Origin of the sequence: Pseudomonas sp. zfem005, assembly GCF_032621735.1 — a bacterium.
GTDB lineage: Bacteria > Pseudomonadota > Gammaproteobacteria > Pseudomonadales > Pseudomonadaceae > Metapseudomonas > Metapseudomonas solani.
On the sequence record NZ_JAVYJE010000014.1, the window covers coordinates 40,675 to 53,414 of the forward strand.

15 protein-coding genes are annotated in these 12,740 nt (G+C 67.0%); 6 read left to right on the forward strand and 9 right to left on the reverse strand.

Annotation, left to right across the window (positions count from 1 at the left end; translation table 11 throughout):
• The first annotated feature begins 289 nt into the window (after positions 1 to 289).
• Positions 290 to 727: a GNAT family N-acetyltransferase gene (locus RTW82_RS26855; protein ID WP_316926994.1), complete on the forward strand. Its 438-nt coding sequence runs from the start codon at positions 290 to 292 to the stop codon at positions 725 to 727.
• Positions 728 to 831: 104 nt separating this feature from the next.
• On the opposite strand, the gene RTW82_RS26860 is transcribed toward RTW82_RS26855, so the two are convergent.
• The gene (locus tag RTW82_RS26860) at positions 832 to 1,665 is read right to left on the reverse strand and encodes a hypothetical protein (protein ID WP_316926995.1); all 834 of its coding nucleotides are present in this window, start codon (positions 1,663 to 1,665) and stop codon (positions 832 to 834) included.
• 608 nt (positions 1,666 to 2,273) lie between these two features.
• Here RTW82_RS26860 and RTW82_RS26865 point away from each other — a divergent pair.
• Genes RTW82_RS26865 through RTW82_RS26875 form a run of 3 tightly spaced genes read left to right on the forward strand, consistent with a single transcriptional unit; the run spans position 2,274 to position 3,993 of the window.
• On the forward strand, positions 2,274 to 2,957 hold the full coding sequence (locus RTW82_RS26865; RefSeq protein WP_021219068.1) for a CsgG/HfaB family protein: 684 nt from the start codon (positions 2,274 to 2,276) through the stop codon (positions 2,955 to 2,957).
• Positions 2,958 to 2,980: 23 nt separating this feature from the next.
• Positions 2,981 to 3,334 (forward strand): DUF4810 domain-containing protein, encoded by a 354-nt coding sequence (locus RTW82_RS26870; RefSeq protein WP_316926996.1) that lies wholly within the window; start codon positions 2,981 to 2,983, stop codon positions 3,332 to 3,334.
• Positions 3,331 to 3,993 (forward strand): DUF799 domain-containing protein, encoded by a 663-nt coding sequence (locus RTW82_RS26875; protein ID WP_316926997.1) that lies wholly within the window; start codon positions 3,331 to 3,333, stop codon positions 3,991 to 3,993. Before RTW82_RS26870 ends, RTW82_RS26875 begins: the two co-directional genes overlap by 4 nt.
• A 57-nt stretch (positions 3,994 to 4,050) precedes the next feature.
• Here RTW82_RS26875 and RTW82_RS26880 read toward each other — a convergent pair whose 3' ends face one another.
• Complete coding sequence (locus tag RTW82_RS26880; RefSeq protein ID WP_316926998.1) at positions 4,051 to 5,667, reverse strand: diguanylate cyclase; 1,617 nt, start codon at positions 5,665 to 5,667, stop codon at positions 4,051 to 4,053.
• A 357-nt stretch (positions 5,668 to 6,024) separates the two neighbouring features.
• On the opposite strand from RTW82_RS26880, the gene RTW82_RS26885 reads away from it, so the two are divergent.
• Positions 6,025 to 6,543, forward strand: a complete 519-nt coding sequence (locus RTW82_RS26885) for a DUF3592 domain-containing protein (protein ID WP_021219064.1) — start codon at positions 6,025 to 6,027, stop codon at positions 6,541 to 6,543.
• 47 nt (positions 6,544 to 6,590) lie between these two features.
• Here the strand turns inward: RTW82_RS26885 and epsC are convergent, their stop codons facing one another.
• Together epsC and rhtA are read right to left on the reverse strand one after the other, a co-directional pair.
• Positions 6,591 to 7,532, reverse strand: a complete 942-nt coding sequence (gene epsC / locus RTW82_RS26890; protein WP_316926999.1) for a serine O-acetyltransferase EpsC — start codon at positions 7,530 to 7,532, stop codon at positions 6,591 to 6,593.
• Positions 7,533 to 7,611: 79 nt separating this feature from the next.
• Positions 7,612 to 8,499 (reverse strand): threonine/homoserine exporter RhtA, encoded by an 888-nt coding sequence (rhtA, locus tag RTW82_RS26895; protein ID WP_184490293.1) that lies wholly within the window; start codon positions 8,497 to 8,499, stop codon positions 7,612 to 7,614.
• Positions 8,500 to 8,563: 64 nt separating this feature from the next.
• Between rhtA and RTW82_RS26900 the strand changes: the two genes are divergently transcribed.
• The gene (locus tag RTW82_RS26900) at positions 8,564 to 9,166 is read left to right on the forward strand and encodes an XRE family transcriptional regulator (RefSeq protein ID WP_316927000.1); all 603 of its coding nucleotides are present in this window, start codon (positions 8,564 to 8,566) and stop codon (positions 9,164 to 9,166) included.
• Positions 9,167 to 9,170: 4 nt separating this feature from the next.
• Here the strand turns inward: RTW82_RS26900 and RTW82_RS26905 are convergent, their stop codons facing one another.
• The 5 genes from RTW82_RS26905 to RTW82_RS26925 all read right to left on the reverse strand — a co-directional run bounded on the left by RTW82_RS26905 (position 9,171) and on the right by RTW82_RS26925 (position 12,670).
• The gene (locus RTW82_RS26905) at positions 9,171 to 9,500 is read right to left on the reverse strand and encodes a DUF5629 family protein (protein WP_316927001.1); all 330 of its coding nucleotides are present in this window, start codon (positions 9,498 to 9,500) and stop codon (positions 9,171 to 9,173) included.
• 61 nt (positions 9,501 to 9,561) lie between these two features.
• Positions 9,562 to 10,557: an alpha/beta hydrolase gene (locus RTW82_RS26910; RefSeq protein WP_316927002.1), complete on the reverse strand. Its 996-nt coding sequence runs from the start codon at positions 10,555 to 10,557 to the stop codon at positions 9,562 to 9,564.
• Between the two features lie 103 nt (positions 10,558 to 10,660).
• Positions 10,661 to 10,984 carry a hypothetical protein gene (locus RTW82_RS26915; RefSeq protein WP_316927003.1) on the reverse strand — a complete coding sequence of 108 codons (324 nt, stop codon included), beginning with the start codon at positions 10,982 to 10,984 and terminating at the stop codon, positions 10,661 to 10,663.
• Between the two features lie 85 nt (positions 10,985 to 11,069).
• A complete protein-coding gene (locus RTW82_RS26920; protein ID WP_316927004.1) occupies positions 11,070 to 11,615 on the reverse strand; it encodes a cytochrome b in 546 nt (181 codons plus the stop codon).
• Entirely contained in the window at positions 11,612 to 12,670 is a 1,059-nt protein-coding gene (locus RTW82_RS26925; RefSeq protein WP_316927005.1) for a catalase family peroxidase, read from the reverse strand. The genes RTW82_RS26920 and RTW82_RS26925 overlap by 4 nt, the downstream gene beginning before the upstream one ends.
• Positions 12,671 to 12,740: the final 70 nt, after the last annotated feature.

A 12,740-nucleotide genomic window follows, 5' to 3' on the forward strand; every position in this document is an offset into this window, starting at 1 on the left:
GCAGGGAAACGGAAGCGCTCAGACGAGGCAGTGTCGGTCTGGCCCAGTTTGAGGCCCTGCGAGACAGGCGCGGGAGTTTATCAGGAAAGACGGTTATCCGGCCGGAAGAGACGACCTGTGAGCTCTGCGCTGCGCTCGATGTACCGGCTAGCTCAGCAGCGTTGCCAACCCCGTCACGAACACGGATGGCAGGGGGATGGAGAGTGCGGAGAGCCATGCGCCGGATCAATTCCGGGTGATTTCAAGCCGCTAGGATGCGCCCGAAATCAACCACGGAAAGGAGTTCTTCATGTCGGATCGGGTTTCCATTCACCTGGCGCGCGCTCCGGGTATCCAGGCTGCGGAGAAGCTGCTCGAGCTGGATGGTTACAGCAGTTTCAGGCAGGTGATGAGCGGGGAGTTGTCCGTAGCCCTGGACGAGGAGTGCTACCTGGTGGCGCTTGGGGGGGACTACGTTGGCTTTGCGGTGATCCGAGGCGCTTCTGCCGGCAACTCGGGTTTCTTCGAGATCTTCCGGCTGTTCGTTTCAGTGCCCGCTCGTGGCAAGGGGGTGGGCAGGTGCGCGGTGGCTCAGATCATCGACCTGCTGAAGAAGCGGGGGAAGGATGAGCTGGTTCTGGAGATCGAGAGCGATATTGCGGCGTCGTTCTGGGAGAGCGTGCTGCAGGGCTACAAGATCCATGACCTGCATAACGGCAAGCGCATCGTCCACCTCTATCCCGCCTGAACCACGGGCTGGCGTTACACCCGAAGCCCCGGCTCGTGCCGGGGCTTTTCATTGCCTGGCATTCCCTCACACCTTTTACGGCCCCGCCCCAGGCGCCTGGCGACTCAACCGGTCGCGGGCAACGCCTCGGGCAGGTTCAGGCGCTGGCGCAGGGCGCGGAAATGGGCGAGCGAGTCATGGAAGAAGGCCTCTGGCAGTACGCCGTAGCGGCTCAGCGCAGCCTCTACCCGATCCAGTCCCGCCTGCTCGGCCAGCTCGTAGGCACGCATGCCTTTTTCGATGCGCTCTCGGGTACTGGCGAAGTCGCTGAATTTCATGTCGCGGCTGCTGGCGAAGTAGGCGAACTCGATGCGTGGGCGCAGCGCCACCTGGCGGATCAGCGACCAGTCCAGTGCCGCCAGCGCCTGCTCCACGGCGGGCCCGACTATGACGTCCTGCTCCCACAGGAAGAATGCCTCGAACAGCTCCCGTCGCACCGGTTGCGGCAGCGGCTCGCCCAGCGCCTGGGCCTGGTGGCAGCGGTTGAGCGCGGCCAGCAGGCGTGGCTGCAGGTAGTGCTCGATGCCGGCAGCCTGGCCATGCAGCCGGCTGAGGTGATAGGCCGTATAGGCCTCGACGCAGACCCGCCGGTTGATCTCGCGGAAGGCGTCGGCGAAGGCGTGCAGCTGGCGCAGCTTGTAGTGGCGGAGTGTGGGGGTGAAGAGGAATTGCGCGGAGAGCAGGGTGCCCACGCGCATGCCCAGGGCGAAGTAGCCGGCGCCCCAGAGCGCGCCGTGGGCGGCGATCAGCGGGAAGACGTTGCGCCCGCCGGAATCCTCGTAGAGGTGGTGGTAGACCGAGGCGCGCTGGCCGAGGTCGGTAAGGGTGCCGGCCAGTGCCGTTGCCTCCCGGTGAATCCGCTGGTAGTCACGGTCGAGGGTGCCGCTTTTGCTATCCATATGCAGGGCTCCAAGGCTAATCATCTGGATTGAATCTATGCAGGCTTGGGCCTGCCAGCCTCGCGGCAAATTGCCTCAGGTCGCGTCACGGGCGGCTTCCGCCCCGGTTGCAGTGGGGGCGCCAGCCGCGCTGGCGTGGGTGTGTGACGGGGGTATCAGCAGGTCCAGCCGATACGTCCGCTGGTCGGCCGGTCGTCGGATTTACGGCGAAAGGCCAGTATCCTCCGCGCCAGTCTGTTCCCCAGGCCCGGACGGCCGCCCGCGTGCGGCGTCGGCGCGTTGCTGGGGAGCAAGATCCATGGAGCCGTAGTCGCAGGACATTGGATGTTGTCTTCACCCCTCAGCCCGGCCGGGTTTCCTCTGGCCCGCTCGTTCCGCCCCCTTGCCGATCACGCACTGCATAGGGCCCGCCATCAGGTGCGGGGCCGTGCGCTGCATGGTATTTCGCCGACGCAATCACATTCGGCAGATTTTCCGGGGGATGCATGTGGGGAATCGTCCCCGCAGGGCGTCTCCAGTCTTATCGCTTCGCCCATCACCTCCGCCGATGCACCGCTGCCCACCGGGCGGCCGTCGCCGGCACCTTCCGCTCGTTCAAGGAGAACCCCATGAGCATCGTTTCGAGAACCGCTTTGCTGCCGATCCTGGCTACGGTGGCGTTGGCCGGCCTGTCGGGCTGCGCCACCGAAACCTCCACCGCCGTCGCCGTGCAGCAGGTCGAAAGCGTCAACCGTCCCTACAGTGGCGTGCGCGCGCCGATCGCGGTCGGCAAGTTCGATAACCGCTCCAGCTACATGCGCGGCATCTTTTCCGACGGCGTCGACCGCCTCGGCGGCCAGGCCAAGACCATCCTCATCACTCACCTGCAGCAGACCAACCGCTTCAACGTGCTGGACCGCGACAACATGAGCGAGATCCAGCAGGAAGCCGCGATCAAGGGCCAGGCCCAGCGCCTCAAGGGTGCCGATTTCGTGGTCACCGGCGACGTCACCGAGTTCGGCCGCAAGGAAGTGGGCGACCACCAGCTGTTCGGCATCCTCGGCCGCGGCAAGACCCAGATCGCCTACGCCAAGGTGGCCCTGAACATCGTCAACATCTCCACCTCCGAGGTCGTCTATTCGACCCAGGGCGCCGGCGAGTACGCGCTGTCCAACCGCGAAGTGATCGGCTTCGGCGGCACCGCCAGCTACGACTCCACCCTCAACGGCAAGGTGCTCGACCTGGCCATGCGCGAGGCGGTGAACAAGCTGGTGAATGCGGTGGAGAGCGGCGCCTGGAAGCCGCAGAACTGAAACAGGGACGTCAGGACATGAACATGAGCAGGACAATCGCATACGCGGCTGCGCTGTTGGGCAGCATGATGCTGGCCGGTTGCAGCGGCCCCAAGACGCTGTACCAGTGGGAGGGTTACCAGACCCAGGTCAACCAGTACTTCAAGGGCGAATCCAAGGAGGCGCAGGTGGAGGCGCTGGAAGCCGACCTGCAGAAGATCCGGGCCAAGAACGGCGCGGTGCCGCCGGGCTATCACGCCCAGCTCGGCCTGCTGTACTCCAGCCTCGGCAAGGATGACGAGATGATGCGTTCCTTCGAGACCGAGAAGGCGCTGTTCCCCGAATCCGCTTCGTACATGGACTTCCTCATGAAGAACGCCAAGGGAGGCGCCCAATGACCCGTCTACTCTCCCGCCTGCTGGTCTGCGCCGCGCTGGCGGCCCTGGTCAGCGGCTGCGCGCCGACCCGTAGCGTCGATTACTCGGCCTACAAGGAAGCGCGCCCGCGTTCCATCCTGGTGCTGCCGCCGCTGAACGAGTCGCCCGACGTGAAGGCCACCTACAGCATGCTGTCCCAGGTGACCTACCCGCTGGCTGAAGCCGGCTACTACGTGGTGCCGGTGGCGCTGGTGGACGAGACCTTCCGCCAGAACGGCCTGACCAGCCCCGGTGACATCCACCAGTTGCCGACGGCCAAGCTGCGCGAGGTCTACGGCGCCGATGCTGCGCTCTACGTCACTGTGAGCGAGTACGGCACCCAGTACATGCTGATCAGCAGTGCATCCATCGTTACCGCCAGCGCTAAGCTGGTCGACCTGAAAAGCGGCACCACCCTGTGGACCGGCTCGGCGAGCGCCTCCAGCGAGGAAGGCAACAACAATAACGGTGGCGGCCTGGTGGGCATGCTGGTGACGGCTGCGGTGAAGCAGATCATCAACAGCTCCATGGAGGATGCGTCTTATCCCATCGCCGGGATCACCAGCGCGCGCCTGCTCTCCACCGGCTACAACGGTGGCCTGCTCTACGGTCCGCGTTCGCCGAAGTACGGCACCGACTGACCGGTAGCCGGCGCATCGCAAGGGTGCGCCGGCCCGCTTGGCTGCCGGGTGGCAGCGTCAGTGCATCTCGATCCTGTTGCGTCCTTCCGCCTTGGCCCGATAGAGCGCCAGGTCGCTGCGTGAAAGTGCAGCTTCGGCGTTGGCGTCGCCGGCATCGAGGGTGGTGATGCCGATGCTGACGGTCAGGGGGATGACTTCGCCCTGATGCCGCAGCGGGGTTTCCAGCATCTGCTGCTGCAGGCGCTGGGCGAAGACCAGGGCGCTGGCGTGGTCCGCCTCATTGAGCAGCACGGCGAACTCTTCCCCGCCCATGCGGCCGGCCAGGTCGACACGGCGCATCTGCCCGGCGAGGAGGGCGGCGAAGTGGCGCAGGGCGTCATCGCCGACGCCGTGGCCCCAACGGTCGTTGATCACCTTGAAGTGGTCCAGGTCGCACATCAGCAGCACCGCGCCACGCCCCGGCGCGCGTTGCAGCCGGGCCAGCTCCTCTTCGAGGCGCGCCATGAAATGGCGGCGGTTGGGCAACTGGGTGAGAAAGTCGGTGGTGGCCAGGGCCTGCAGTTCGACCTCGATGCGCTTCTGTTCGGTGATGTCGGTGATGAAGCCGTGCCAGAGCACGCTGCCGTCAGCCAGGCGCTTGGGGTGGGCATTGCCCTGGCGCCAGCCGGTGGAGCGGCCGGGGATCTGTACGCGGTATTCCATCTGCCAGGGGGTGAGGGCCAGGGCGGAGGTTTCCAGTGAGTTCTGGTAGGCGGGCAGGTCGTCCGGGTGGACCAGCGCCAGGATGCGTTCGCGCCCGTTGGGCAGCTTCAGCTGTTCGGGGGACAGCCCGTAGACGTCCAGGCTGCCGGCGCTGATGTAGCGGTAGCTGCCGCTGCCGTCAGGGCGCCCCATGTACTGGAAGACCATGCCGGGGATCTCGTTGGTCAGTTCCGTCAGCAGTTCGAGGTTCTGCTCCAGGCGCTCGCCCATGCGCTTCATTTCGGTGATGTCGGTGGTGGTGCCGATCATTCGTAGCGGGCGGCCCTGGTCATCGCGCTCGACCACACGGCCGCGGCTGCTTACCCAGATGAAGTGGCCGTCCTTGTGGCGCAGGCGATGCTCCACCTTGTACTGATCGCTGCGCGATTCGAAGTGGTCGAGCATGGTGCGCCGGACGTATTCGAGGTCGTCGGCGTGTACGCGGACGTAGGCGTCCTCGATGCGGGTGCCGATTTCATCGTCGGCATAGCCCAGCAGCGATTTCCAGCCGGGCGAGTAGTGGATCAGCCCGTTGACCACGTCGCGGTCCCAGATGCCGGTGCCGCTGCCGGCCACGGCCAGGGCCAGGCGCTGTTCCTTTTCCCGTAGCACCCGCAGCCACTCCCGCATGCCCAGCACTTCGCGGCGGCGGGTGAACAATTCGCTCGCCAGGCTGGCGAATTCGGCCAGCGCCTGCTGGTCCACCTCGCGGGGCTGGTCATCGAACAGCAGCAGCTCGCCGCCGCCATCGGCGATGGGGCAGCGGGCGATCGGTTGGGGAGTGCCGGAAACCAACGTGCGAGCGGCTCGCTGCTGGTCGATGCCATCGCAGGCGAGCGGGCCGTCGGGCTCGATCAGCACGGCAGCGCTGACGCCGAAGTGCAGGCGCACGAGGTGCAGCAGGGAAGAGAATCGGTTGGCCGTGGTGCTCACATCAATACCTCGAGAAACGGCTGGCTACGCTGGACGACGTGGAGGCTCATGGTCCCGTCCCTGGTCCGTTGGAGGCAGTCTCGTCTCTGCCGCACGACAACCTGTCATCGGCTTTGCAATGAATGTAACAGGATGTGACGCCAATCAAGTGGTTCCCTCGCCTCTGGATGCTAGCTTAGTGCTATTAACTTGCCATGGAAGGGTTGGCCCGTGCACCGGGCGGCGTGCGTTTTTCACGCCTGTCCGGTGCCGTGCTGGGTTTTCCATGGTGACCCCGGGTGGGCCCGCAGGTGTTCGTGGAGCTGCCTGCCGCCGCCCGGGGGCGACAGGGCACTGCAACCAACCGGAAGGGACACCATGATCAGCTTCAAGACCTCGCCTGAAACCCATCGCACCCTGAGCAAGGTGTCGATGATCCTGCTCAGCCTCGCCGCCGTGATCGGCGCCGGCTTTCTCATCGTCACTGCGATCCTCAACTACTTCAATGCCAACGCCATCCTCAAGGACCACTCCGAGGTGCTGGCGCCGGTGAGCCTGGACAGCGTGACCGAAGAACACCATCGCCGCGGCCGTACCAGCGAGACCTACCACTTCCATTACAGCTTCGAGGTGGCCGGCAAACCCTACGACGGCACCTTCGAGACCTCTGCGTCCAATGCCGAGCCCTACTTGCATGAGGGCGCCTCGGTGAAGGTGGGCTACGCCAATGCCGAGCCGTCGCACTTCGGCCGCCTCGATGTGCTGCAGAGCCAGGCCGATTTCGGCTCCAGCATCACCCGCGCGCTGACCGCCGTCCCCCTGGCCGCGCTGCTGGCCTTCATCCTCCACCTGATGCTGACGCGCCGGCTGTTCGTCCCCCGGGAAACCTCGGCCTGATACGAAGAACCCCGCAAGCGCGGGGTTCTTTTTTGTGCGTGCGGGGCTCAGGCGCCGCAGTCGTTCTGCAGGGTGGCCTGGGTGATGTTGCTGTCCGCCGGCACGCTGCGGGTCAGCCAGACGTTGCCGCCGATGACCGAGCCCCTGCCGATGGTGATGCGGCCGAGGATGGTGGCGCCGGCGTAGATCACCACGTCGTCTTCGACGATGGGGTGGCGCGGCTGGCCCTTCTGCAGGTTGCCCGAATCGTCCGAGGGGAAGCGCTTGGCGCCCAGGGTCACCGCCTGGTAGATGCGCACGCGCTCGCCGATGATCGCCGTCTCGCCGATCACCACGCCCGTGCCGTGGTCGATGAAGAAGCTCCGGCCGATGGTGGCGCCGGGGTGAATGTCGATGCCGGTGGCCGAGTGGGCGATCTCGGCGATGATGCGCGCCAGCAGCGGCAGGCCGTTGCGGTAGAAGTAGTGGGCCAGGCGGTGATGGATCACCGCGTGCACGCCCGGGTAGCAGAGCAGCACTTCGTCGACGCTGCGTGCTGCCGGGTCGCCCTGGTAGGCGGCCAGCACGTCGGTATCCAGCAGCACGCGCAGCTCCGGCAGGGCGGCGGCGAAGCCTTTCACCACGCGGATCGCCTGGCATTCGCTGTCGCCGTCTTCGGCGCTGCCGTTGCGGGCGGCGTAGCCGAGTTCGCGGCGCACTTCGATGACCAGGGCGTTGAGCGCCGTGTCCAGGGTGTGGCCGACGTAGAAGTCTTCGCTCTCTTCGCGCAGGTCGGTGGGGCCGAGGCGCATTGGGAAGAGCGCGCCGCTGATGGCTTCGATGATCTGGCCGACGGCGGTGCGTGAGGGCAGCTCGCGGCCGCCACGATCCTGGGTGCGGCCATTGCGGCTGCGCCATTCGGCGCGGGCGGCGCGCAGTTCGGTGACGATCTGCTCCAGCTGCCAGTTGACCGGGGGGCAGCCGCTGGGGCCGGGAGTGAACTTGTTCATGGAGGGTCCTGTTGATGCGCAAGGCTGGCGATAGCCTTGCGCAGGAGTGCGCTTCTCGGCAAGCAGATTCGCAGCGCGATCAATCGGCGGGGATCAGCCCTTCGGCTTCCTTGCGGCTCTTCATGCTGGCGGTGGTGCCCACCGAGGCGAGGATGATCGCGCCGATGGCCAGCCATTGCAGCAGCGACAGGCGCTCACCGAGGAACAGCAGCCCGGAAAGCGCGCCCAGGGCCGGCTCGATGCTCATCAGGGTGCCGAAGGTGCGCGCGGGCATGCGCGTCAGGGCGTACATCTCCAGGGTGTAGGGGATGGCGGTGGAAAGCAGCGCCACGCCCAGGGCGACGGGCAGCAGGCTGAGGTTGAGCAGGTCGGTGCCGGCATGGGCGATGCCGAAGGGCGAGATGACCAGCGCCGCGACCAGCACGCCGAGGCTGGCACTCTGCATGCCGTGATCGGCACCGGCGCGCTGGCCGAAGATGATGTACAGCGCCCAGCAGACCCCGGCACCCAGGGCATAGGCTGCGCCCACCAGGTCCAGGTGGGCGGCGCTTTCGCCGATGGGCAGGAGCAGCAGCAGGCCGACCACCGCGAGGGCGATCCAGAGGAAGTCCAGCGCCCGGCGCGAGGAGAACACCGCCACCGCCAGCGGGCCGGTGAACTCCAGGGCCACGGCGATGCCCAGGGGCACGGTGCGCAGGGACATGTAGAACAGCAGGTTCATGAAGCCCAGGGCGAGGCCGTAGAGCAGCACAGTGCCCAGGGCGCCGGTGTTGATGCGGGTGCGCCAGGGGCGCAGCACCAGCAGCAGGAAGATGGCGGCGAGGATCAGGCGCAGGGTGGTGGTGCCCTGGGCGCCGATCACCGGGAACAGGCTCTTGGCCAGGGAGGCGCCGCTCTGCACCGAGATCATGGCGACTATCAGGATGCCGACGGGCAGCAGCGTCGAAGCGAGGTTGCGGGCGTTCATGGAGGGTCCGGGTCAGGCAGTTACGAGGGGGCGAAGCTTGTTCTGGTTCGTTGTGTGCAACATAATGCGCAAAAAACAGCGTGTGAGCAATATATTGCCCAACTCTATGACCCCCTCCATGGACAGACCCAACGTACTCGAACACGTCTCCGACAATGTGCGGCGGCTGCGCAAGGCGCTTGGCCTGAGCCAGGACGCCCTGGCCACGGCTTCAGGTGTGAGCCGGCGGATGATCGTCGGCATCGAGGGGGGCGATGTGAACGTCAGCCTGGCCACCCTGGACCGCATCGCCGAGGCTTTGGGCGTGCTGTTTCCCGACCTGGTGCAGACGCCGAGCCGACCCGACCGTTCGCGCATCGAGGCGGTGGCCTGGGTCGGCAAAGACCCGCGCAGCCGCGCCACCCTGCTGGCCAGTGCGCCGGCGCGGCGCGAAGTCGAACTCTGGGCCTGGTCGCTGGAACCGGGTGAACGCTATGTGTCGGAGGCCGATGCTGAAGGCTGGCGGGAGATGGTCTACGTCACCGAAGGCGAGCTGACCCTGGAGCTGCCGGAAGGCGAGGTGCGCATTGGCGCGGGGGACTTCCACGTCTTCGCCAGCAGCCAGCCCTATGGCTACGCCAACCGTGGCGAAGTCGCGGTGCGCTATATCCGCAACGTGGTGAGCTGAGGCTTCAGGCGCGGTCGATGCCGTCGTCGTTGGCGGCGTCGCCCGCTTCTTCTTCGCCCTCGTCTTCGTCGTCGTTGCTGCCGCTGAAGGCTTCCATGCACACCAGGCTATGAACCCCCTGGTCGTCATGGAGGGTCCAGGTGCCCTGGGCCGCGTCGAACTGAGCTGCCTGCACCTGCTCGGCGCTGAAGTTCCAGCGGCGCTGGGTGCGGCCGTCGACGCATTCGATCAGCAGGGCGCCGGCGTCGAGCTCGAACTGCCAGGCGTGCAGGCCGTCGATCTCCAGCATGTCGCTGTTGGCCAGGCGGTCGAGAAGGGTGGTTTCGTTGCTCATGGGCGGGGCTCCCGGGGTGAATGGCCGGCGATGATAGTGCAGCGCCGGCCCGGGTGCGAACTCAGCGGGCCTTCAGGCCCTCCAGCAGCGCCTTGTGGAACACTTCCGGTGCCTGAATCTGCGGCGAGTGGCCGAGGTCGGCGAAGGTCACCAGGCGGGCGTCGGGGATGCGTTCGGCGGCCTGCTGGCCGAGCACCTTGTAGTTGCCCAGCTGGCCGCGCAAGGCTTCGGGCGCGGCGTCCTTGCCCGGTGCGGTGTTGTCGGTCTGGCCGATGAGCAGCAGCACCGGCATCTGCAGTTTGTCGAACTCGTGCACCACCGGCTGGGTGTAGATCATGTCGTAGGTCAGCGCCGAGTCCCAGGCCACCGCCTCACGCCCCTTGCCGCGGTACATGCCGGCCTGCATCTCCACCCACTTGTCGAACTCCGGCCGCCATTGGCCCGCGTAGTAGGTGCTCTTCTGGTAATTGCGGATGGTCTCGCTGCTGGTCTTCAGCTCGCGCTGATACCAGGCGTCGATGCTGCGCCAGGGCACGCCCTTGGCCTTCCAGTCCTCCAGGCCGATGGGATTCACCAGCACCAGCTGCTCCACCTGCTGCGGGTATTGCAGCGCGTAGCGGCTGGCGAGCATGCCGCCCATGGAGTGGCCCATCAGGGTGACCTTCTCCAGCTTCAGGCTCGCCAGCAGGGCGTGGGTGTTGGCCGCCAACTGCTGGAAGCTGAACTGGTAGCGCTGCGGCTTGCTGGATTTGCAGAAGCCCACCTGGTCCGGCACCACCACGCGGTAGCCGGCCTGGGTCAGCGCCTGGATGCTGCCCTCCCAGGTGGCGCCGCAGAAGTTCTTGCCGTGCAGCAGCACCAGGGTGTGGCCGTTGGGCGTGCTCGGCTGGATGTCCATGTAGGCCATCTGCAGTTTCTCGCCCTGGGAGTCGAAGGCGAAGCGCTTGACCGGGTGCGGGTAGTCGAAGCCTTCCAGCTCGGGGCCGTAGACGGGCGGCTCGGTGGCCAGGGCGGGGAGGGCGAGGCTCAGCAAGAGTGCGGCGCAGGCGGTGCGCATGGTCGGGCTCCTTGGTTCCGGGTGGGGATGGGCAAGGGTTTTGCCAGACAACGGCGCGCGGCGACAGGAAAAACCGGCGCCGCGCTGTAACCGTTATTTTCGGTCAGGGCTTGCGGGCGTCGATCAGGTTGTCGGCCTCGCTGATGAAGGCCTTGCCGCTCTTGCGCTGGTACAGGCACAGCTCGCGGCCGGCGCGGTTTTTCATGTGCGCCTGGGGGTAGCGGCCGCTGAGGGCCAGGGCGGTGATGCCTAGACGGTCGTCGAAGAGCACCGCCTGGCCGGCGGCCTTCACTTCTTTCAGGCCGCTGAGTTTGGTGCAGGCGGCGAGCATGCGTTTGTCCTGCTCCTGCCAGGCTTCGGGCGTCGAGGCTTGGGCGCTGGCGGCGCAGAACAGCAGGGTGGCGAGCAGGCAATGGCGAGTCTTCAAGGGGCTTCTCCGCAGTGGGTGTCAGCAGCGTAGACCGCGCGCCTGGCCGTTTGTTGTGGTGACTGGCCCTGCGCGCGGGCTTCCGTCAGCGTTCGCCGTTGCCGGTGACCATGCTGGCGAGCACGCCGTCGCGGCGGATCAGCCCGTGGAACAGCGCCGCGCCCAGGTGCAGCAGCACGGTGGCGAACAGCAGGTAGCCCAGCCAGTGGTGGGCCTGGCGCAGCACGGCATAAAGCGCGGCGTCATGGGGGGCGATCGCCGGCAGTTGCAGCCAGCCCAGCAGCACCACCGGGTAGCCGCCGGCCGCGAGCATCGCCCAGCCCACCAGCGGCATCGCCAGCATCAGGGTATAGAGCAGCAGGTGCGAGAGGTGGGCGAGCCTGTGCTGCCAGCCCGGCAGGTCAGGAGGTAGCGCGGGTGGCGGGCGACGCAGGCGCACGGCGATGCGCAGCAGCACCAGGGCCAGCAGGGCGATGCCCAGCGGCTTGTGCAATTCCACCAGCCAGGTGTGGCGGGTGGACAGGGTGACCACCATGCCCACGCCTATGAACAGCATGGCGAGGATGAGCAACGCCATGGACCAGTGCAGCAGGCGGGCGAGGGGGCTGAACCCCTGGATGTGATGGCTCATGGGTGGGCTCCTGCGGGGGGAGTGGGAGCACCTTCGCGGGTGCGGCGGTTGAAGGAGACGGCGTAGGCCGCCGAGCGCGCGGCGAGGATCGGGTCGGCGGAGGGCTCGATGCCGTCGGGGAGGATCAGCGGGTCGAAGTTGAGGTCACGGCAGGCGCCCTGGTCCTCGGGCTGGGCCTGGTCGAGCACCAGGGTGCCGGCGTCGATGCGCTGGCGCGAGGTGGGCCAGGGCCTGGATGGGTCGTCGCTGGGGTCTCCGGCCTCGGCCAGGGTCAGCACCAGGTGCCAGCGCAGCGGGCCCTGCTGCAGGCGCTGGAGCAGGTCGTGGGCGAGGAAGTCCTTGTTGTCCGCCTCGCTGCCCAGCGGCTGGTAGGGCGTCTCCGGCTCCATGGCCCAGCGCACGTAGCGGCCCTTGCCGTCGCCATCCACCAGGCGGAAGGCGTTGATGCTGTTGTAGGTGGCGTTGGCGAAGCTGTTGGAGGCCTTGTTGTCCTTGGCCCATTGGCGGAAGGCGGCGCTTTCCGGGTGAGCGGCGAAGAAGGCCTGCAGGCGCGCCGGGTCCGGCTTGCCGGTGGCCGGGTCGGGCTTGGAGGCCAGTACCTGCTCGAAGAAGCCTTCGATGGTGGACACCGGCAGCACCGGTGGCGTGTTCATGCCGGTGCGCCATTCCTGGCCGCTGGCGCTGCGCAGCTGCAGCGCCAGGCTGCGCACCGGCACGCTGGCGTCGGGCGCATAGGGGTTGCTGCCGCCGATGGCCAGGCGGCCGATCACCGGCACCTTGCCGGCAGCGAACACCTCGGCGCGGGACAGCCCGGCGGCGGCGCCGTTGCTGAGGAACTGGCCGCTGACGCAGAGGCCCTTCGCGTGGTTCTTGCGGTAGCCGGGGTAGCTGCCGGCGTTGGCCTCGAAGGTGTCGATGATGCGTTGCGGCGTCAGCCGGTCGGGCCCGATCCAGCCGCCGGCATAGGCGAAGGTGCCGGCCAGCGCGGCCAGGCCGAGGCCTATCAGCGCCAGGCGGCCCAGGGTCTGGGAAGGGGAAAGCGGGGGTCGGCTCATTGGCTGCTCCGTGGGCTTGCGGTCATGTCGTCGAGCCCGTGGGACGAACCAGTTGCAGATTTATTCCCGG

Coding starts and splice junctions, on each gene's coding strand:
- RTW82_RS26855 (WP_316926994.1), top strand. CDS start 290: ATGTCGGATCGGGTTTCCATTCACCTGGCGCGCGCTCCGGGTATCCAG.
- RTW82_RS26860 (WP_316926995.1), bottom strand. CDS start 1,665: ATGGATAGCAAAAGCGGCACCCTCGACCGTGACTACCAGCGGATTCAC.
- RTW82_RS26865 (WP_021219068.1), top strand. CDS start 2,274: ATGAGCATCGTTTCGAGAACCGCTTTGCTGCCGATCCTGGCTACGGTG.
- RTW82_RS26870 (WP_316926996.1), top strand. CDS start 2,981: ATGAGCAGGACAATCGCATACGCGGCTGCGCTGTTGGGCAGCATGATG.
- RTW82_RS26875 (WP_316926997.1), top strand. CDS start 3,331: ATGACCCGTCTACTCTCCCGCCTGCTGGTCTGCGCCGCGCTGGCGGCC.
- RTW82_RS26885 (WP_021219064.1), top strand. CDS start 6,025: ATGATCAGCTTCAAGACCTCGCCTGAAACCCATCGCACCCTGAGCAAG.
- epsC (WP_316926999.1), bottom strand. CDS start 7,532: ATGAACAAGTTCACTCCCGGCCCCAGCGGCTGCCCCCCGGTCAACTGG.
- rhtA (WP_184490293.1), bottom strand. CDS start 8,499: ATGAACGCCCGCAACCTCGCTTCGACGCTGCTGCCCGTCGGCATCCTG.
- RTW82_RS26900 (WP_316927000.1), top strand. CDS start 8,564: ATGCGCAAAAAACAGCGTGTGAGCAATATATTGCCCAACTCTATGACC.
- RTW82_RS26905 (WP_316927001.1), bottom strand. CDS start 9,500: ATGAGCAACGAAACCACCCTTCTCGACCGCCTGGCCAACAGCGACATG.
- RTW82_RS26910 (WP_316927002.1), bottom strand. CDS start 10,557: ATGCGCACCGCCTGCGCCGCACTCTTGCTGAGCCTCGCCCTCCCCGCC.
- RTW82_RS26920 (WP_316927004.1), bottom strand. CDS start 11,615: ATGAGCCATCACATCCAGGGGTTCAGCCCCCTCGCCCGCCTGCTGCAC.
- RTW82_RS26925 (WP_316927005.1), bottom strand. CDS start 12,670: ATGAGCCGACCCCCGCTTTCCCCTTCCCAGACCCTGGGCCGCCTGGCG.